Here is a 19,639-nt window from a genome sequence, read left to right on the forward strand (position 1 = left end):
CTCAGGTGTTGCGTTACTTTTTGTTGGAGGCGGCGACCTTTCTGCGGACGGATTTTTGAGTGGCGGTATCAGGCGGGAGAGCCAGCATTTCCAGTTCATCCAGAGCCTCGCCGGTGTAGACCGCCAGCTTCTGCATGCTGGGCAACGTATCGCGACAACCCGTGAAGCCAAAGTTCAGTGAACCGGTATAACTCAGGCAAGTAATGTTGAGAGCACCACCATGGGCAATGAGCGAGACCGGGTACATCGCCTCCAGCCGAGCGCCCTCATAGTAAAGCGTTTCCTCGGGCCCCGGTACGTTGGAGATGGTCACGTTGAACACCGGGCGCATTCGCCCGCCCAGGCCTGACATCAACTGCAGGATGTAGGGCGACATCAGCAGCATGGTGTATTGGGTCAGGGCTTTACGCGGCAGTTTCTGAAGGTGTTGTTTGGCCCTGCGGGTAGAGTGTTTGATGCTCTTCAGTCGCTCGAGGGGGTCGGCTTCGTCGGTCGCCAGTGAGGCAATCATGAAGCTGATCTGGGTACCCGTGCCCTGGTCGTCGGAGGGGCGGATATTCACCGGAATTCCGGCGGTGAGTGGCGTATCCGGCAAACCATCCTGTTCAACAAGAAAGCGGCGCAGGGCAGTGCCACAGAGGTAGAGCACAATGTCGTTCAGGGAACCGTTGGACGCCTGGGCGACCTTTTTGATCCGCTCGAGCTGGTAGTGCTGGGTGGCAAACCGCCGCTGGCCGGTGACCCGGTGATTGAGGGCGGAAACCGGGCCGGCAAAGGGCGCGGTCAGCCCCTCTTCCGGGTGCCGTGCGGACTGGATCAGGCGGTTCATCGCATTCCAGAGCCTCGGTGCCATGTCGGCCTGAATTCTCAGGGCTTCCATGGCCTGGGACAGGGCGGCTGAAATGCTGGCTTCGGAATCTGTCTTGCTGCCCCGTGTCCGTTCCGGGCGTACCGACCATGGCGGCAGCATATTAATCTCACCGGGGTCCTTGCTGAGCACCCGCTGCATCAGCCGAACACCGCTGATGCCATCAATCATGGAGTGATGCATCTTGGTGTAGAGGGCAAAACGGTTGTTCTCCAGGCCCTCGATAATGTGGCATTCCCACAGCGGGCGGGAGAAATCCAGCGGGTTGGAATGCAGCCTGGATACCAGGATGCCAAGTTCCCGTTCACTGCCGGGGCGCGGCAACGCCGAGTGTCGAACGTGGTAGTCGAGATCCAGCTTCTTGTCGACCTTCCAGGACGGGGCGACCAGGCGGCCCAGGAACCCCGAAAAGGCGAGCTTGTAGCACCAGGGCGGCGCTACATCGGCATCGGCTTTCATGCGGGCGAGCATGTCTCTTAGAAACGTCTCCGGAGCATCTTCCGGTAGTGAAAAAATCTGCAGGTTGCCGACGTGCATCGGGGTGTCTTCCGATTCCACCGCCAACCAGGAAGCGTCCAGTGTGCCCAGGCGTTTCATTGATCGTCCTCTTGCTTTATGAAGCTGCCAAACTGCACTGAATCTGATGCGTTTGGATTCGTATAGTTGTTGTTCGAAAGTATACGCAACAACCAGGACAATCACACGAACAAGCAGGTTGAAAGGTTCAGGTTTTTGCGCGCAATCCCATTCCTGTCCTTCCTGCAATTACATGTTGTTGCGAATCCACATTCACTCTTTTTCGGTGGCTTATGCTATTTTCACTAGCTGGCTAATCTAATCTAATCACAACAACAATCCTTGGAGGCTTTGTGGAATCGAGTCCACTGATCTCTGCGGGGCTGCCGATTGCCCTGTTTATTATCATGATCGGTATAGGTATGACCCTGACGGTCAGGGACTTCCGCCAAGTGGCTGTGTATCCAAAAGGGATGGTGGTGGGTACCGTTGCCCAGATACTGCTCATGCCCATGGTGGCCTTTGCCATTGCCTCCATGCTCGACCTGTCATCGGCCATTGCCGTGGGGCTGGTGATCATTGCGGCCTGTCCGGGCGGCACTACCTCCAACCTGTTCGTGTTGCTGTCCCGGGGGAACATTGCCCTGTCGATCGTGTTGACGGTCACGGCCAGTCTTATAACCATCGTGACTCTGCCGTTGTTCACCAACTATGCGCTTCAACTCTATGCCGGCACGGAGGAGTCCATCACGCTGCCGGTGGGAAGAACGGTAGGCATGCTGGTGGGGATTGTCCTGTTTCCTGTGGCGATTGGGATGATCTTCCGTACCCGGGCACCAGAGCTCTCACGCCGTGCTGAAAGCGCAGTCAGCGTGTTCGGGGGTGTGGTTCTGGCGTTGCTGGTTGTCGGTCTGATCTGGGGCGTGCGCGACCAGATCTGGGACCTGCTGCGACAGGCCGGCCCGGCAACCCTCCTGTTGAACATTGCCGGTATATTCCTGGGGCTCCTGGCGGGCCGCGTCGCGGGCCTGACCCAGCGCGAATCCATTGCAGTTGCCGTGGAGTTGGGCATCAAAAACAGCACCATTGCCCTGTTGGTAACGCTGACGCTGCTGGAGTCCAGCACCATGTCGATTCCCGCGGCGGTATACGGCGTGCTGATGTTCCCGATCGGATTCCTGCTGGCGGCCTATGGCCGGAAAGTGATTCCCGCGACTACCATCACGACCACCACCCCGCCGCGCACAGAGACCAAGGCCGGGTAGGCAAGGGGCCGCTTAGTGGCTATGCTCCTGACTTGGGCCGTTTTTTCTGTCGGGAGCTGCCACCATGAATTTTCTCAACGGAATAACCCTGCTGCTGGTGTATCAGTTGGTAGGGGAAGTCACTGTTCGTCTTCTCTCTCTGCCGATTCCAGGGCCCGTGCTGGGTATGGTGATGTTGTTCCTGACGCTGATGATTCGGGGCGCCACGCCAGAGCCACTTGAGAACGCTTCCAGCGCATTGCTCAGCCATCTGTCGCTACTGTTCGTGCCGGCGGGTGTTGGCATGATGAGTCATTTTAGCCGGATTGCGGATGAGTGGCTGCCGATCACGCTGGCCCTGTTTCTCTCCACTATTATCACCATGGTCGCCACCGCCGGCATTATGCAGGTAACCTCGCGATGGTTTGCCCGACCCGAAAATGCGGGAGGGCAGCGGGATGAATGAGCCGGTCATTCGTGATATCTGGGTTTATCTTTCAACGTCGCCGTTGCTTGGCCTGACCATTACGCTGGTGGCCTATGGCCTTGCCTATCGGCTCTATCTCAAGTCCAACTCCAGCCCCCTGGCCAATCCGGTGGTTACCTCAGTGGCGATGCTGATTGCCCTGTTGATGCTCACTGGTACCTCCTACGAGGAGTACTTCGAAGGCGGGCAGTTCGTTCACTTCCTGTTGGGGCCTGCCACGGTGGCGCTGGCGGTTCCCCTTTACCAGCAGTTTTCCCGGCTGCGCCAACTCTGGTTGCCGGTATCCATTTCCCTGGTGTGTGGTGTTGTGATTGCAGCGGGCAGCTCCATTGGGCTTGCCTGGCTTCTTGGCGGCTCCACTGAGATTCAGGTGTCCCTGGCGCCCAAATCCGCCACGGCGCCGGTTGCCATGGGGATCTCCGAAACCATCGGCGGCATTCCGTCCCTGACCGCCGTTCTGGTGGTGGCCACTGGTATTGTCGGTGCGGTGCTCGGTACCAAACTGTTTGAATGGATGCGTATCACCGACGACAGTGTGAAAGGCATCGCCATGGGTGTGGCGGCCCATGGCATTGGCACAGCACGGGCATTTCAGGTCAGTTCCCAGATGGGCGCTTTTTCGGGGCTGGCGATGGCGCTGTCGGCGTTTGCGACGGCATTGATTGTGCCCTGGTTGGTGGATTTACTCGGTATTTAACCCGGCAGCAGGAGGTAAAGTGGTCATTATCAGAATGTTGATCGTGGTCTTTTCGGCGCTGATATTCGCTGGAACATGGGGCACCGCCAATGCGCAGCAAAGCGTGGAGTCGCAAGACAATGTCATCAAGGTGACGTCGCCCCGCCTTGAGAGAGACCTCTACGAGACCCCCGCTGCGGTGTCCGTGACCAATGCCCCGGACATCCAGGAGGGCCAGCAGAGGCTGCAACTGGACGAGTCCCTGGATACTGTCCCTGGCCTGTTCTTCCAGAACCGCTACAACTTCGCCCAGAATCTGCGGCTGTCCACCCGTGGTTTTGGTGCCCGGGCGCCATTCGGCATTCGCGGCATTCGTATACAGGTGGATGGCATCCCCTACACGTTGCCCGATGGGCAGTCTCAGATTGATGCGGTGGACCTGGACTCGGCACAGCGCATTGAAGTGATTCGCGGGCCGTCGTCGGTTCAGTACGGTAACGCCTCCGGTGGGGTGATCGACATTACCACGGCCCGTGGAGACGAAATGCCGCCGGGCGCGCGCCTAAGTCAGGATGTGGGAAGCAACGACTATTACAAAACCACGTTCCAGGCCAACGGAAGTGAGGGGGCGACGAGTGGCATCGCAACTGCGTCCTGGCTTAACTACAACGGTTACCGCGATCAGAGCCAGGTTGAGAAAGGCCTTTTCAATGGGCGGGTGTCTCATGGTTGGGGAGCCGGGCAGCGTTTAACGGCCACCTTCAATGCCTTGCACACGCCAAAAGCAGAAGACCCCGCCGGCCTGACAGCGAGCCAAGTGGAACAGGATCGCCGCCAGGCGACGGCCAATGCCGAACGGCTCGACGCCGGCCAGGACGTTGACCAGCAGACGCTTGGGTTGCTGTATGAAACCGCCGAGATGGGTACTGGGGACCTGGCCGTTAGTACCTTTTTTACGCACCGTGATTTTGCCCAGCAACTGCCGTTTCCCGGCCCCAGCCGAATTGCCTACGACCGGCAGTTCTACGGCGTCAGTACGGATTACCAGCAGGGCAGCGAGGTAGCGGGCCTTCCGCTGACCTGGGTGGTGGGCGCTGATCTCCATCGCCAGGTTGATGAACGCCGGCGTTATTCGGTGTCGTTTAACGGAGATGTCACCGGACAAACCCAGGACGAAACCCAGAACGGCACTACCGCAGCGGTGTTTGCCCAGGGTGATCTGGCATTGACGGAGCGCCTGAACGTGTCCCTGGGCACCCGGTTTGATCGCCTGCGGCTGTCGGTGGATGACCACAGGATCAGTGACGGAGACGATTCCGGCAGCCGCACTTATCGCGAATTCAGTGGCTTTGCGGGAGTCAGCTATCGGTTGGCGCCACGCCAGCAGTTCTACGCCACGGTGGGCACGGCCTTTGAAGCACCCACCTTCACGGAGTTTGCCAATCCCGACGGTAGCGGTGGCTTCAATCCAGACATTGAGCCCCAGCAGGCGCTTAACCGGGAAGTCGGTATACGCGGCGGCCTGGGGCAGGGGGTCCGTTACGACCTGGCGCTGTTCTCCATCCGGGTGGACGACGAAATCCTGCCCTATGAGATCAATAACCGTACCTTCTACGAAAACGCCGGGCGCACAGAACGGAATGGGGTGGAGCTTGGCCTGAAGTGGGACATTTCCTACGCCTGGCGCGTAACCAGCGCCGTGACCCTGGCGGACTACACACTTAAGGACTTCACCGACGAGCAGGGCAATGACGCCGATGGCAATCGCCTGCCGGGGTTACCGCAGGAGCAATGGGTTACGGAAGTGGAGTGGCGTGGTGACGGGCAACGGTTTGCTGCCCTGGAGTGGCAGTACGTGGGTGACCTGTACGCTGAGAACAGCAACCAAACCAGGGTCAGCGATTACTGGCTGCTGGGGATTCGGGCCGGTGACAGCGTTCGTGTAGGTAGTCAAAAATTCAGCGTCTACGGCGGTATCCGCAACCTTCTGGATGAGGATTACTTCAGCAATATCCGCATCAATGCCAATGCTGACAGGCCGATAGAAGATCGCGGCTACTATGAGCCCGCGCCCGGCAGAACCTTCTATGCCGGGCTGGAGTGGGCATTCTGATGATCAATGGCCGCGACTAATCCGCGTCATCCAGCTCCCGTTGCGGGCAGTGGCATTCTTCCATGACCACGCCGTTTTCGACGCTTTCCAGGTGGACATCAAAGCCCCACAAACGATGCACGTGGCGAAGAACCTCGTCAGTGTCGTCGCCAAGTGGAACCCGGTCGACGGGAATGTGCCGCAGGGTGAGTGAACGATCCCCCCTGACATCCACGTTCCATACCTGAATATTCGGTTCTCGGTAGCTCAGGTTGTATTGCCGTGCCAGCTTTTCGCGCAGGTTACGGTAGCCCGGGTCATCGTGAATGGCGGTGATCCGATAGACGTCCTCTTCGTCATCGTTCTGAATGGCAAAGAATTTCAAATCTCTCATCACCTTTGGAGACAGGAACTGCTGGATAAAGCTTTCGTCCTTGAAGTTCTTCATGGCGAAGTGCAGGGTTTCCAACCAGTCAGAACCGGCAAAGTCCGGAAACCACTCGCGGTCCTCGTCGGTGGGATTCTCACAGATCCGACGCAGATCGGTAAACATCGAAAAACCCAGGGTGTAGGGGTTGATGCCCGAATACCAGGGGCTGTCAAAAGGCGGTTGGTAAACCACGGCCGTATGACTTTGCAGGAATTCCATCATGAAACCGTCGTTCACCAAGCCCTTGTCGTACATTCTGTGTAGCAGGGTGTAGTGCCAGAAGGTGGCCCAGCCCTCGTTCATGACCTGGGTCTGGCGTTGTGGGTAGAAGTATTGGCCCAGTTTGCGAACGATACGGATGATCTCCCGCTGCCAGGTTTCCAGCAGCGGTGCATTCTTCTCAATGAAGTAGAGAATGTTCTCTTGCGGTTCTTCCGGATAGCGCTGCTTGCGCTTGACGGGGTCGTCGTCCTCGCCCATCTTCGGAATGGTACGCCACAGGTCATTCAGCCTGCGTTGCTGGTACTCTTCCCGTTCTTTTTGCCGGCGTGCCTCCTCTGCCGCAGAGATCGGCGCCGGGCGCTTGTAGCGGTCGACCCCGTAGTTCATCAGGGCATGGCAGGAGTCCAGGATTTCCTCCACGGCATCCAGCCCGTAGCGTTCCTCACATTCCGATACGTAGTGACGGGCAAACACCAGATAATCGATGATTGCGCTGGCATCCGTCCAGGTGCGGAACAGATAATTCCCTTTGAAGAAAGAATTGTGGCCATAGGACGCATGAGCAATCACCAACGCCTGCATGGGCAGGGTGTTTTCCTCCATCAGGTAGGCAATGCAGGGATCGGAGTTGATCACGATCTCGTAGGCAAGGCCCATCTGCCCCCGCTGATACCCTTTTGAGGTAGACAGGAACTGCTTGCCGAAGGACCAGTGGTGGTAGCCCACGGGCATGCCGACGGAGCTGTAGGCGTCCATCATCTGTTCGGCGCTGATCACCTCCACCTGGTTGGGGTAGGTGTCGAGGCCGAACTCTGCCGCGCATTTGGCGATTTCCTTGTCGTATTTCTCGATCAGCGGGAAGGTCCACTCGGAACTGGTGGATATGGGTTCCCGGGTTTTCGGCTCGTTGGGTCTGTCGATGGTGTCAGTCATGCGGCTTTCCTCTCGAACAGCTGGCGGAAGACCGGATAAATTTCACCAGGATCGGCAATCTGCTGCAGCGCGAAGCTCTGCGGGAACCGCTCCTGAATCTTCTCGTATTCGTACCACAGCATCTGGTGATCCTGGGGCGTGATCTCCACATAGGCGTAGTACTGCACCAAAGGCAGGATGCTGTCGGCCAGCAACTTGCTGCAGATGGGAGAGTCATCGTTCCAGTTGTCACCGTCCGAAGCCTGGGCGGCATAGATGTTCCACTCCGCAGGGGAGTAGCGGGACTCGATGATCTTGTGCATCAGTTTCAGAGCACTGGATACGATCGTGCCGCCGGTTTCCCGGGAGTAGAAGAACTCTTCCTCGTCCACTTCCTTGGCGCTGGTGTGGTGGCGGATGAAGACCACTTCGATCTTCTTGTAGTTCTTCTTCAGGAACAGATACAGCAGAATAAAGAAGCGTTTGGCGATGTCCTTGTGCATCTGGGTCATCGACCCGGACACATCCATCAGGCAAAACATCACGGCGCTGGTGGCCGGTTGTGGCTTCTTGATGTGCTGGCGGTAACGCAGGTCAATCTCGTCAATGAACGGAATGCGCCGGACATTGGCCTTGAGATCGGCAATTTCATCCTCCAGGGCTTTGATCTGGTCCTCGTGGCTGAACGCCGGGTCCAGATCCTCCGGTGCACTTCTCAGTGCGGCCAGCTCTTCCTCCATTCGGCGGATTTTCTTGCGGCGCGCGCCACCGAGGCCAAGACGTCGGGCATGGGCGCCTCGTAATGAGCGAACCACGTCCAGCTTGGCGGGTATGCCCTGGGTTGAAAAACCGGAGCGAACGTATTTGAACGCCTCGGTGTCTTTCAGCTTTTTACGGGCGAGATTGGGAAGTTCCAGGTCATCAAACAGAAAGTCGAGGAATTCTTCCTGGGTAATCTGAAAGGCGAACTCATCCATGCCTTCGCCATCCGGGCTGGCCTGGCCCTGTCCCTGGCCTCCGCCGCCACCTCCCGGAGGTTTGGGCACAGTGTCACCGGTTACGAACTCCTTGTTGCCCGGATGCACCATCTCCCGCTTGCCACCCTGGCCATGGTGGAAGATTGGTTCGTCAGTATCCCGGGACGGAATACTGACATTCTCACCACGCTCAATATCCGTAATGGAGCGCCGGTGAACCGCGTCCGCCACGGCCTTCTTGATGTGATGGCGGTAACGGCGCAGGAAACGTTCCCGGTTTACCGCGCTCTTGTTCTTGCCGTTCAGTCGCCGGTCGACTACGTGGGTCATACCCATAGTTTCACTCCAGTTCAGCGTATGAAGGCTGACTTATTGAGACTTACGAACCCGCAGGTACCATTCCGCAAGGAGGCGGACCTGTTTCTCCGTGTAGCCTCGATCGACCATACGTTCGACGAACTGCTTGTGCTTGTTCTGATCCTCCTGGCTGGCCTTCGGATTGAAGGAAATAACCGGCAGCAGGTCCTCGGTGTTGGAGAACATTTTCTTCTCGATCACGCTGCGCAGTTTTTCGTAGCTGAGCCAGGACGGGTTGCGACCCTGGTTGTTCGCCCGTGCCCGCAACACGAAATTGACCACCTCGTTGCGGAAGTCTTTCGGGTTGCTGATGCCGGCCGGCTTCTCGATTTTCTCCAGTTCGTCGTTAATGGACGAGCGGTCGAGAATTTCCCCGGTTTCCGGATCACGGTATTCCTGATCCTGAATCCAGAAGTCGGCATAGGTGACGTAGCGATCGAACAGGTTCTGGCCGTATTCGCTGTAGCTTTCGAGGTAAGCCGTCTGGATTTCCTTGCCAATAAACTCAACGTAGTGAGGCGCCAGGAACTCCTTGATAAACCGCAGGTAGCGGTCGTGGGTCTCGGCCTGGAATTGTTCCTGCTCGATCTGTTTTTCCAGCACATAGAGCAGATGAACCGGGTTTGCGGCTATTTCCGTGGTGTCGAAGTTGAAGACCTTGGACAGAATCTTGAATGCGAAACGGGTGGACAGTCCGTCCATACCCTCGTTTACGCCGGCTGTATCCCGGTATTCCTGAATCGATTTAGCTTTCGGGTCGGTGTCCTTGATGTTCTGGCCATCGTAAACCCGCATCTTGGAAAAGATACTGGAGTTTTCCGGCTCTTTGAGCCGCGACAGGATGGAGAACTGCGCCAGCATATCCAGGGTGTCCGGTGCGCAGGGGGCGCCGGAGAGGGAACTGTCGCGCAGCAATTTGCGATAGATATCAATCTCTTCCGTCACCCGCAGGCAGTAGGGCACCTTGACGATGTATACCCGGTCAAGGAAGGCCTCATTGTGCTTGTTGTTACGGAAGGTCTGCCACTCGGACTCGTTGGAGTGGGCCAGGATAATACCGTCGAACGGCACGGAGCCCATGCCTTCGGTGGTGTTGTAGTTGCCTTCCTGGGTGGCGGTGAGCAACGGATGCAGCACCTTGATGGGCGCCTTGAACATTTCCACGAATTCCATCAGGCCCTGGTTGGCCTTGCACAGGCCGCCGCTGAAGCTGTAGGCGTCCGGGTCATCCTGGGAGAAGTCTTCCAGCATGCGGATATTCACCTTGCCTACGAGGGCGGAGATGTCCTGGTTATTGTCATCACCCGGCTCGGTCTTGGATACACCCACCTGGTCCAGTACCGACGGGTACATCTTGACCACACGGAACTGACTGATGTCGCCGCCATACTCGTGCAGGCGTTTTACCGCCCAGGGCGACATGATGGACTTGAGGTAGCGGGGCGGGATGCCGTATTCCTCTTCCAGAATGCTGGCATCCTCGGCTGGATCGAACAGGCCTAGTGGCGACTCGTTAACGGGTGACCCTTTGATCGCATAAAAGGGCACTTTCTGCATCAGTGACTTGAGTTTTTCAGCGAGCGAGGACTTGCCGCCACCGACGGGGCCGAGCAGGTAGAGGATCTGTTTCTTCTCTTCCAGGCCCTGGGCAGCGTGGCGGAAGAAGGAGACAATGTTTTCCACGGCTTCTTCCATGCCATAGAACTCGGAGAATTCCGGGTAACGCTTGATCACCTTGTTGGAAAAGATACGTGACAGCCGGGAGTCACGGGATGTGTCGATATGTTCCGGCTCGCCAATGGCCAGTAACATCCTCTCTGCGGCAGTGGCGTATGCCGCCGGGTCCTTTTTGCAGATCTCCAGGTATTCCTCAAGAGTGTATTCTTCTTCTTGAGTTGCTTCATACCGGTCTTTGAAATGCTGCATTATGCTCATAGATGGCCCCTCGCTTGCTCTCTTGCCATGAAAAGACAGCTTTTAGTTCACACAATATCCCCGTTGCTGTTGGGTCCGCCGCTCCAGGCGGTCGTTATGGTTATGGGTGGAAGTATAGGGAGTAACAGACCGATTTACGCCGACGCGTTTATGTCGGTCTTGTTACTGTGAGCTTAGTTCAAGCTTCGGGACTTGGACAGGCGTAAAAGCGTTAAGGTTCATTAAATTGTGTATCAGCGCTTTCTGAGACGGAACACGCTCTCCGTCGCGCCAGCAAGCCCTTTACGCTTGGTAAACGGGTGATCTTTTGCCAGTGTATTGGTGAGTATGTGTTCGATCTCGTAATCAGCGGAGTATAGTTTCAGTACTTCTTTGTCACTGACATTGAACGGCGGGCCCTTGATGTCGGTGTCGTAGTCCAGGGTGATCAGAAGTATGCGGGTGCCATCCGGAATCACAGCGGTCAGGTGGTCGACATAATCCTGGCGCATGTGGGGTGGCAGGGCGATCAGGGCGGCACGGTCGTACACCAGTCGGGCGTGCTTCAGGTCCTCCGGCACCAACTGGAAAAAGTCGCCGCACCAAAGCTGGAGATCGTCGTGGGCGAATTTCGTGAAGGGCTCACCCGGGTGAACCTTCGCTTTCTCCTGGCCCTCTTCGAAAAAATCCTTGCAGGCAACCTCGCTCAATTCCACGCCGATGACAGCGTGGCCGCGGTCATGGAGCCACCACATGTCATGGGCCTTGCCGCACAGGGGAACGAGCACGGCGCCGATACCATTGCCGGCAAGTTCTGGCCAGTGGTCATGGAGGTACTGATTAACGGTGCCTTCGTGGAAGCCGATTTCTTTCTTGGCCCAGCGTTCGTGCCAGAACTGATGTTCCATGAGTGTTCCCCTTTTCGCCAATTGGAGGTTTAGCTCAGTCTAACTTAATCTGGGGCTCTGTTGGTCGGCCAAAAACTTCATGAATAAGGAACGACGAATGAAAGCCGTATTTCTGGACGCAGACACACTGGGTAACGATGTGGACCTCTCGCCGATTGAGGCAGTGGCCGGGGAAATGGTCAAACATCCGCGAACGTCCCCCGAGCAGGTGCAGGAGCGCATACGGGGATTCGACACGGTGTTGGTGAATAAGGTTGTGCTGTCGCGGGAGCACTTCGAGGCCTGCCCGGAGCTAAAGACGGTTGCGGTGGTGGCGACGGGGCTGAACAACATTGATAAGGACGCGGCGAAAGACCACAGCGTAACGGTGATGAACGTGACCAACTATGGCCGCTCCACCGTGGCGCAACACACCATGGCGTTGATTCTCGCGCTGGCCACGCGCTTGGTGGATTACGACAAGGACGTGCGGGCCGGGCGCTGGGGGCAAAGCTCGATGTTCTGCCTGATGGATCATCCCATCATGGAACTGGAAGGGCGCACGCTGGGGGTTGTTGGCTATGGCGACCTTGGGCAGGGCGTTGTGGAGCGCGCAAAGGCATTCGGGATGAATATTGTGCTTGGCGCAAGGCCCGGACAGGCAACTGGTGAGGTGGACGGTTACCCCCGCATTCCCCTGGATGAGCTGCTGCCCAAAGTGGATGTGCTGTCGCTTCACTGCCTGCTGACGGATGACACCCGGAATATGATAGGCGCCCGCGAACTGAAGATGATGAAAACGGAGGCGCTGCTGATCAACACCAGCCGTGGCGGCCTGGTGGACGAGCAGGCACTGGCGGATGCCCTGCGAGGAGGGACCATTGGCGGTGCCGGCTTTGATGTGCTGACGGAGGAGCCGCCTCGAAATGGCAATGCGTTGCTGGCGGATGATATTCCCAACCTGATTGTGACGCCGCATTCGGCCTGGGCGAGTCGGGAGGCGCGGCAACGAATCGTCGATATTACGGCGCGTAACCTCTCTTCTCTGGTCTGATTTTCTGACGGTTTTCCCGGGTACGCCCCCTCACTCCCCCCTGAAAAGTTCGCAGCCGTATGACGCGGCTGCGGTTCCTCCCCGCCTAAACTCCCTGTGAAATGCCCCCGATAGGGGGCATGCGTTTCACCAACGCTCAAACAATAACAACAGGGCGATACCTATGATCAGACCTCTCCTGGCTCTTATGCTTTCCTGTGTTTTCTTTTCTGCACCGGCATTCTCCTTTGAACGCGGTGAATTGCTTATCTGGATCAACTCCGACAAGGGGTATGAAGGGCTGGCTGAGGTTGGCCGACGCTTCGAAGCCGAAACCGGCATTCCTGTGACCGTGGAGACGCCGGACGATCTCACCTCCGAGTACGACCATTATGGCTATTCCTCCAAGGCGCCCGATATCGTGATCTGGCCCCATGATCGTTTTGGAAGCTGGATCAATGAGGGCCACCTGCGCCCCATCGAGCCGTCCGAGCAGGTGCGTGAGGCTATTGCACCCTTTGCCTGGCAGGCGGTTTCCGTGGGCGATCGGGTGTATGGCTACCCAATCGCCATGGAAGTGGTCAGTCTGCTCTACAACAAGGATTTGGTCTCAACACCGCCCGCCACTCTGAAAGGCGTGAAAGCTGAGCATCAACGACTGAGCGCACAGGGTATTGAGGCCATCTCCTGGGACTACAAGAATGTGTATTTTTCCTGGCCAGTGTTCGCCGGATCCGGTGGGTACAGTTTCGGCCTGGAAAACCAGGTTTACGACCTCTCCGATGTTGGTGTGGACACAGATGGCGCTGTCGGTGCCGTGGCAGGCATAAAAGACTTGCTGGATTCCGGTGTGCTGTCGGCAGATGCGGATTACGGCACCATGATGGACGGCTTCAAGGCCGGTCAGACTGCGATGATCATTAACGGTCCCTGGGCCTGGAGTGAGATACGGGACGCCGGTATAAACGTGGGCATAGCCGACGTGCCCACTGTCAGCGGTGAACCTGGAAAACCCTTTGTGGGCGTGCTGGCCGCGGGGATCAGCGCGGTATCCACCAACCATGAACTGGCCCGTCAGTTCATGGAGGACTATCTGCTGACCGAATCCGGCCTGCACGCCGTGAATGACGACAAGCCCCTTGGCGCCGTGGCCCATCTGGAAGTGGTGAAAACCCTCAGCGAAGACCCGTTTATTGACCATACCTTCCGCTCCGCCAGTCGTGGGGAAATCATGCCCAACATTCCTGAGATGAAACGCTTCTGGGATCTGATGACCATCCGCTTTGACGGCATGCTGGCCGATGATTACCCCATAGCGTCCACGCTCAAGGAGGCTGCAGGTCGGCTTGAAAGGCTGGATGACATGCGGGGCTGGACACGCCGGCATTACGTTACGAACTGAGTGAGCTCGCTATGGCATTCCCCCGATTAGAATTGACCATCCGTTCCCGGGTGATCCTGTTGTTTACCCTGTTGATTGGCCTGTCCGTTGCGTCATCGGCCCTGGTTTACCAGCGCATAGCCGGCATTGGTGACAGTGTTGATCAGCAGGCACGCGGCATCGCCGGCCAAATGGTTGCCATTGATGAGCAGTCCGAACTCATTGACCAGCAAAGGGCGTTGGGCAAGCTGTCCGAACGCGTTACGGTCGCCCAGCAACATATGGGTGCGATGCAGTATTGGTATTTTCACGCCGCTCTAAATGCGGACATGGAGTCCCTGGACAAGGCTCAAGCCGCCTCCGAACAGTTGGTGGACGAACTGGCTGCCATGGTGGCGGCCGATAGCAGCCTGCAGGCGGAGATCGCGGAAATGACAGAAACCGTGGAGCAGTACCGCACGCTCGGCGAAAAAATGTTCGAGTTCTTTGAAAAGTCCATGATGCTGATGGGGCGTTCGATGGCGGAGGTCGCCCGGGAACAGGCCGTTAGTCTCACGGCTAGCCTCAACGATATCCGCAGCGGCTACCAGCAACGGGAGGCCGTACTCACCGGGGGCGTGTTGGAAGCCGGAGAGACAGTCAGACGTGCCAGTGATCAGGTCGCCATAAGTGGCGGTGCTATTCGACACGAAATTGATCGGGCTGGATCGGTCAGCCTGATAATGGCTGGCGCGCTCGTTATCTCGGCATTGTTGCTGGGCACGCTGTTCCTGCGTTCACTGCTTCGTCCGGTGCGCAGGTTGGGGCAGCGTATTGGCGAAATACAGGCCGACAATGACCTGCGGGGCAGCCTCGAGTACCGCAAGAACGATGAATTAAGCGTGATCACCCGCGCCTTTGATCAGATGCTGGCGCGATTTGGCGGTCTGATCGGTCATGTCGCTGCCTCCACCAATGAATTGGGGGATATGGCGGCTCAGGGACGGGAAAGCAGTCAGAGTCTTGCCGACCAGGTTGGACGCCAGCAACAGGAAACCAGTCTGGTGGCGACAGCTGCAAACGAAGTTACTGTCACTGCGGAAGAAGTCCGGAAGAGTGCCAACCACGCGGCATGCCTTGCCGATGAGGTTGGTGGATTGACGCACAGTGGCGGTCAATCGGCGGATGAAGCCGTTGCCGCCATGGCTAGGCTGGAAACACGAGTGGAAGCCGTGGCCGAAACCATCGCCGGGCTGGCCAGCCAAAGCCAGTCTATCGGCCAGGTCGTGGATGTAATCCGGGGCATTTCGGAGAAAACCAACCTGCTGGCATTGAACGCTGCCATTGAAGCGGCCAGGGCCGGTGAAATGGGCCGGGGGTTTGCCATTGTGGCCGACGAAGTGCGGGGTCTGGCCAGCCAGACGGCGAACTCGACCGGGCAGATAGACGATCTCGTGTCATCGTTGCAGGCACAATCCCGTGATGCCGTTGAAGCGGTGGAGGCGGGGCGGGAGGAGAGCCGTACAACCGTCCAGCGCATCCGGCAATGCAGCGAGAGCCTGGGGCTGATCGATGAGAAGGCGGGCGAGATGCGTTTGCTCAACCAACAGGTCGCCCAGGCTGCGGCTGAGCAGAGCGAGGCTGTCAGCAAAATCGACGAAAACCTGATCAACCTCAAGCGCCAGATTGAAGACATTTCAGACAATGCCCGCGATACCGGAAGCATGACCGATTCCCTCGCGTCACTGAGCGAAGTGCTGAGAGGAAATATCAGCCAGTTCCGATACTGAGCCGAAACCGCTAGTAAAAGCCACAGAATACGCCATACTTTGTTGTGATTTGGTATCTGACTGATAATCTGTACAAAACACTGGCAAACAGGACGTTGTGTGGCTTCATTTCAATTCAAAGATCGGCTTCAGTCTGCGGAAACCTGGATTCTCGCCAACCCCAATCCACCGCAACACTGGCCATGGACCTGGCTTTATAAAACCGGGCGTACCGCCTATGCGCTGGTGCGGGACGTCGTTAGTGGCAACCTGACGCTTCATGCCATGAGCCTGGTGTATACCACCTTGCTGAGTATTGTGCCGTTGCTGGCCTTGAGCTTTTCGGTGCTCAAGGCGCTGGGCGTACACCAGCGTATGGAACCCTTCCTGTTCCAGTTCTTTCGGCCCATGGGCCCCCAGGGCGTCGAGATTGCCGAGCAGATTCTGGGCTTCGTGGATAACATGAAAGTGGGTGTGCTCGGCTCGGTCGGCCTGGCACTGCTGGTTTATACCGTGGTGTCACTGGTGCAGAAGATCGAGCGTTCTTTCAACATGATCTGGCGGGTGCCGGACATGCGCTCGATGGCCCAGCGCTTCAGTAATTATCTCAGCGTTATCATGGTGGGGCCGTTGTTGATGGTGTCGGCCATCGGTATCAGTGCCACCATTTTCTCGTCGGCGTTCGTGCAGGCGCTGATGGAAATCGAACCGCTCGGCTCCATGATTGTCTTCGCCACCCGCTTTACCCCATTCATGCTGGTGGTCGGGGCGTTCACCTTCGTATACGTGTTCATTCCCAACACCCGGGTGAAGCTTCGCTATGCGTTCATCGGTGGACTGGTGGCAGGTATATCCTGGCAGGCGGCGGGTATGCTGTTTGCGTCGTTTGTCGCCGGTTCCGCCAAGTACGCTGCCATCTATTCCAGTTTCGCAATCGGCATCATCCTGTTGATCTGGGTGTACCTCAACTGGATGATTCTGCTGCTGGGGTCCAGCATTGCCTTCTATCTCCAGAACCCGGGCTCGGTGGCCAAACGCCGCCAGGTGCGGTTGTCGCCGGAACTTCTGGAAAAAACCGGGCTGGCGTTGATGTGGCTGGTGGCGAAACCCTTCAGCGAGGGCCGGCCGGCACCGCAGCAGGAAGCGGTTGAGCAGCAACTCAGGGTGCCGGGGGAGGTGACCCGTGGTATCAGCGACAAGCTGATCCGCGCCAGACTTCTGACATTGGCCGGTCGCAACGGCGATTGCCTGGCCCCGGGCCAGTCCCTCGAGAGGATCACCGTTGGCAGCGTGCTGGAAGCCATACGTCGTGATGAGGATCGGGTTGCTGACCGTTTACCTTATGCCGTGCCGAGCCATCTGATGGAACGCCCTCCGGAGCACGAATCGGTGTCCTTCGCCGAACTGCTGAAGCAGGAAGGGGGTTACGGAGAAAAAACCTAGGCGCGGGTTTTTGCACCCGCTTCCAGGGTATCGAGGATCACCTTGCGTACCCGCGTAAACTGCTCCCTCGAGATGTTAGTAATACGCAATACGTCGTCTTCCGGCATATTGCGCTGGTGGGCATGGCGTAACACCTCCCGGGTGCCGATAATAATACCGTCGTTCAGCGGGGTGTGTTGCTGCCTCGGTGCCGGCCGTTCCGCCGCCAGAAGCTGGGCGTGGTATTTAGGCGGCAGCCCCCATTCATTGGCCAGTAGTTGTGACGTGGCCCACTGGTAGCGGGAAAGGGCGATGTGGATCAGCGAGGGTGGCGGTTCCGCCAGCCCAGATTCCGTCCTGCAGACGCGCTGCAACTCCCTTCGTAGTGTGATGTAAGAGAGTGCTGGCAGTAGGCCTGCCATGAAATAGACGCTGCTATCCTGGCCCTGAATCTTCGCAATCAACTCCGCACTACGGGCACAGGTGAGCCCCCAGCGCCATACCCGTTGTGCAAAGAGCGCTTCCCGACTGTTCCTGGCTGCCATCATCGGCCGCATGATGGCGGCGGAAATAACGTTGCGAATACCGTCCATACCCAGAACAAAGACCGCCTGGTCCACCGAGTCGATGGACTGGTCGCCGGTGCGGAAGTAAGGGCTGTTGGCAATTTGCAGTAGTTGGTCGGTCAACGCGGGGTCATTGAGGATGATCTCCGTCAGTTGGTTACGGCCTGTATTGGCATCGGAGAGTGCCCGCATTAGCATCGGCAGGGTCATGGGTTGGCGCGGTAATTCGTCCAGTTCACTATTGGCGATTCGCCAGCGCAGTTTTTCCAGCACTTCATCCCATTGCCCGGTTTCTGAGCGCAGCGTGGCGGGGGGTGAGTCAAGCAGCCAGCAAAACAGACGTTCTTCCAATTTGTCGATCAGGGCCGGGTCTATGTCCGGGCTGTCGTTTGTTGAAACAACCGGGTTGAGCAGGCGGGATTCAGGTGCTGTTGCGGTTGTTGGTTTGTCGGACGAGAAAAGTCCTGAAATCCAGGAAATAAAGCCTGGCATCCGATGCCTCCGGGAAAAGAATAGTCGCCGGGAAATACATACCCGTACACCGCGAGTATAGAATGAGCTAGCGGCTATGCACAGTATAACAGCAGGCTTTTTGGCACTAGAGCCTCAGAAAACAGAGCCTCCGAAGACGAACACCAATTGGCAGATACCGGCGGCGAAACCCAGGAAGGCGCCCACCAGGATCAGTTTGATTTCGTCCTCCTGGAAGCAGGGTCGAAGAAGGTCTTGAAATTCCTCAGATGAGAGGGCAATCATGCGCTCCACCATGATGCTTTCCACGGCCCTTGCCCGGTCGGTTTCGAACACCGGGTTATTGAAGGAGGTTTGCGAAATTTCGATGGCTTTTTTGCCGACCTGGTTCTTTAGGGTCGCAAAGCCTGTTGGTCCAAACGCCATCTGAGTCAGGGCCTTACCCATGCCGGCGGTTTCGTCCACCAGGGGTTTAATGTGTTTTTTGACCATGTTGCGGGCCCGGTCGCCCTTTGGGCCCTCCAGTATGGCGTTGATGATGTTGCCAACCGTGAGTATTTCGTGGGTGACGATGTGGCAGAAGGATTCGGCGACTTCCTGCTGGCGTTTGAGGAACAGTCCCTGGAATCGGAAAGGGCCGACTTTCTTTTCGTGCAAGGGCCGGAAGATCACGTTCAGCGCGATCCAGTTGGTCGCCCAACCCACCATCAGACCGAAGAAAGGCAGTACCCACCAACTTTGGTAGAAATACCAGACGGTCATCTGAACCAGGCCGAACAGGAAGCCGAAATAGAAGCCGGAATTGATGATGAAACGGAATTCCACTTCCCCGCACTCGATGAAGATCCGGTTCAGCAGCCGTTTGTCCTTGGCCAGGCGTTCGATGACCATGCTTTTGATGTCGAGCAGGTCTTCGATGTTGTCGGAAACGTCACCCACCAGGTTGTCCACCAGTTGCGGGGTGGACTTACGTACCCGGTCGTAGACCATGTTCCTGGCTGAGGAGGGCAGGTTTTCCCAGAAGGTGGGGTATTCCTTGAGCATCAGTTCGTCGACGTATTCTTCGGTGCGGGGTTCGACGGTGTAGAGGATGTGGGCTGCCAGTACCTGGGGATCGATCTGCTGGAAAATTTCCTGCACGGTGCCAATCTTGGAGATGGTGGCGTCGACGCTGATGGCGGCCATTTTTCGGGCCTTTGAGGGGATGATGCCCTGCCAGCCCAGTAACGGGGGCTTGCCGACGAATTCCAGCGGGTAGAAAGTCATTTTGATGGCCAGCCAGTTCGTGGTCCAGCCGATCAGGGCGGCAATGACGGGGATACTGAGGTATTGCCAGAATTCTGGGGTGCTTAGCAGGCTTGTCATCCGGTGTTCGCTTTTTGGGTTCTGGAGTTTGCTGCATTACGGGGAGGCCTTTCCAAAACACGCTCCTTGCG

15 protein-coding genes are annotated in these 19,639 nt (G+C 57.4%); 8 read left to right on the forward strand and 7 right to left on the reverse strand.

Annotation, left to right across the window (positions count from 1 at the left end):
• Nucleotides 1–13: 13 nt before the first annotated feature.
• A complete protein-coding gene (locus B3M52_RS04600) occupies nt 14–1,465 on the reverse strand; it encodes a WS/DGAT/MGAT family O-acyltransferase (protein WP_286748979.1) in 1,452 nt (483 codons plus the stop codon).
• Between the two features lie 272 nt (nt 1,466–1,737).
• On the opposite strand from B3M52_RS04600, the gene B3M52_RS04605 reads away from it, so the two are divergent.
• From B3M52_RS04605 to B3M52_RS04620, 4 genes are all read left to right on the forward strand, one after another.
• On the forward strand, nt 1,738–2,649 hold the full coding sequence (locus B3M52_RS04605; protein ID WP_213479638.1) for a bile acid:sodium symporter family protein: 912 nt from the start codon (nt 1,738–1,740) through the stop codon (nt 2,647–2,649).
• A gap of 64 nt (nt 2,650–2,713) precedes the next feature.
• Nucleotides 2,714–3,094, forward strand: a complete 381-nt coding sequence (locus tag B3M52_RS04610; protein WP_075194425.1) for a CidA/LrgA family protein — start codon at nt 2,714–2,716, stop codon at nt 3,092–3,094.
• Nucleotides 3,087–3,812, forward strand: a complete 726-nt coding sequence (locus tag B3M52_RS04615) for an LrgB family protein (protein WP_036208912.1) — start codon at nt 3,087–3,089, stop codon at nt 3,810–3,812. Before B3M52_RS04610 ends, B3M52_RS04615 begins: the two co-directional genes overlap by 8 nt.
• A gap of 19 nt (nt 3,813–3,831) precedes the next feature.
• Nucleotides 3,832–5,904: a TonB-dependent receptor family protein gene (locus tag B3M52_RS04620; RefSeq protein WP_286748980.1), complete on the forward strand. Its 2,073-nt coding sequence runs from the start codon at nt 3,832–3,834 to the stop codon at nt 5,902–5,904.
• 16 nt (nt 5,905–5,920) lie between these two features.
• Here the strand turns inward: B3M52_RS04620 and B3M52_RS04625 are convergent, their stop codons facing one another.
• The 4 genes from B3M52_RS04625 to tmpT all read right to left on the reverse strand — a co-directional run bounded on the left by B3M52_RS04625 (nt 5,921) and on the right by tmpT (nt 11,603).
• Nucleotides 5,921–7,468, reverse strand: coding sequence for a SpoVR family protein (locus B3M52_RS04625; RefSeq protein WP_127401837.1), 1,548 nt, complete (start codon nt 7,466–7,468; stop codon nt 5,921–5,923).
• Nucleotides 7,465–8,754, reverse strand: a complete 1,290-nt coding sequence (locus tag B3M52_RS04630; protein WP_208855183.1) for a YeaH/YhbH family protein — start codon at nt 8,752–8,754, stop codon at nt 7,465–7,467. The genes B3M52_RS04625 and B3M52_RS04630 overlap by 4 nt, the downstream gene beginning before the upstream one ends.
• 39 nt (nt 8,755–8,793) lie before the next feature.
• A complete protein-coding gene (locus tag B3M52_RS04635; protein WP_127401836.1) occupies nt 8,794–10,716 on the reverse strand; it encodes a PrkA family serine protein kinase in 1,923 nt (640 codons plus the stop codon).
• 233 nt (nt 10,717–10,949) lie between these two features.
• The gene (gene tmpT, locus B3M52_RS04640; protein WP_286748981.1) at nt 10,950–11,603 is read right to left on the reverse strand and encodes a thiopurine S-methyltransferase; all 654 of its coding nucleotides are present in this window, start codon (nt 11,601–11,603) and stop codon (nt 10,950–10,952) included.
• A gap of 97 nt (nt 11,604–11,700) precedes the next feature.
• Between tmpT and B3M52_RS04645 the strand changes: the two genes are divergently transcribed.
• From B3M52_RS04645 to B3M52_RS04660, 4 genes are all read left to right on the forward strand, one after another.
• Nucleotides 11,701–12,636: a D-2-hydroxyacid dehydrogenase gene (locus tag B3M52_RS04645; RefSeq protein ID WP_286748982.1), complete on the forward strand. Its 936-nt coding sequence runs from the start codon at nt 11,701–11,703 to the stop codon at nt 12,634–12,636.
• A gap of 163 nt (nt 12,637–12,799) precedes the next feature.
• Nucleotides 12,800–14,017 (forward strand): maltose/maltodextrin ABC transporter substrate-binding protein MalE, encoded by a 1,218-nt coding sequence (malE, locus tag B3M52_RS04650; protein ID WP_036208930.1) that lies wholly within the window; start codon nt 12,800–12,802, stop codon nt 14,015–14,017.
• A gap of 11 nt (nt 14,018–14,028) precedes the next feature.
• Nucleotides 14,029–15,765 (forward strand): methyl-accepting chemotaxis protein, encoded by a 1,737-nt coding sequence (locus B3M52_RS04655; RefSeq protein WP_036208933.1) that lies wholly within the window; start codon nt 14,029–14,031, stop codon nt 15,763–15,765.
• Nucleotides 15,766–15,864: 99 nt separating this feature from the next.
• Nucleotides 15,865–17,187 carry a YihY/virulence factor BrkB family protein gene (locus B3M52_RS04660; protein WP_041334063.1) on the forward strand — a complete coding sequence of 441 codons (1,323 nt, stop codon included), beginning with the start codon at nt 15,865–15,867 and terminating at the stop codon, nt 17,185–17,187.
• On the opposite strand, the gene B3M52_RS04665 is transcribed toward B3M52_RS04660, so the two are convergent.
• Both B3M52_RS04665 and B3M52_RS04670 read right to left on the reverse strand, forming a co-directional pair.
• On the reverse strand, nt 17,184–18,224 hold the full coding sequence (locus B3M52_RS04665) for an HDOD domain-containing protein (protein WP_036208938.1): 1,041 nt from the start codon (nt 18,222–18,224) through the stop codon (nt 17,184–17,186). The genes B3M52_RS04660 and B3M52_RS04665 overlap by 4 nt on opposite strands.
• 114 nt (nt 18,225–18,338) lie before the next feature.
• Nucleotides 18,339–19,568: a DUF445 domain-containing protein gene (locus tag B3M52_RS04670; RefSeq protein WP_036208940.1), complete on the reverse strand. Its 1,230-nt coding sequence runs from the start codon at nt 19,566–19,568 to the stop codon at nt 18,339–18,341.
• Nucleotides 19,569–19,639 lie beyond the last annotated feature (71 nt).

Source organism: Marinobacter sp. UBA2688, from assembly GCF_002352785.1.
GTDB classification, from domain to species: Bacteria; Pseudomonadota; Gammaproteobacteria; order Pseudomonadales; family Oleiphilaceae; genus Marinobacter; species Marinobacter salarius.

Coding starts and splice junctions, on each gene's coding strand:
- tmpT (WP_286748981.1), bottom strand. CDS start 11,603: ATGGAACATCAGTTCTGGCACGAACGCTGGGCCAAGAAAGAAATCGGC.
- B3M52_RS04635 (WP_127401836.1), bottom strand. CDS start 10,716: ATGAGCATAATGCAGCATTTCAAAGACCGGTATGAAGCAACTCAAGAA.
- B3M52_RS04615 (WP_036208912.1), top strand. CDS start 3,087: ATGAATGAGCCGGTCATTCGTGATATCTGGGTTTATCTTTCAACGTCG.
- B3M52_RS04630 (WP_208855183.1), bottom strand. CDS start 8,754: ATGACCCACGTAGTCGACCGGCGACTGAACGGCAAGAACAAGAGCGCG.
- B3M52_RS04670 (WP_036208940.1), bottom strand. CDS start 19,568: ATGACAAGCCTGCTAAGCACCCCAGAATTCTGGCAATACCTCAGTATC.
- B3M52_RS04645 (WP_286748982.1), top strand. CDS start 11,701: ATGAAAGCCGTATTTCTGGACGCAGACACACTGGGTAACGATGTGGAC.
- B3M52_RS04600 (WP_286748979.1), bottom strand. CDS start 1,465: ATGAAACGCCTGGGCACACTGGACGCTTCCTGGTTGGCGGTGGAATCG.
- B3M52_RS04625 (WP_127401837.1), bottom strand. CDS start 7,468: ATGACTGACACCATCGACAGACCCAACGAGCCGAAAACCCGGGAACCC.
- B3M52_RS04655 (WP_036208933.1), top strand. CDS start 14,029: ATGGCATTCCCCCGATTAGAATTGACCATCCGTTCCCGGGTGATCCTG.
- malE (WP_036208930.1), top strand. CDS start 12,800: ATGATCAGACCTCTCCTGGCTCTTATGCTTTCCTGTGTTTTCTTTTCT.
- B3M52_RS04610 (WP_075194425.1), top strand. CDS start 2,714: ATGAATTTTCTCAACGGAATAACCCTGCTGCTGGTGTATCAGTTGGTA.
- B3M52_RS04665 (WP_036208938.1), bottom strand. CDS start 18,224: ATGCCAGGCTTTATTTCCTGGATTTCAGGACTTTTCTCGTCCGACAAA.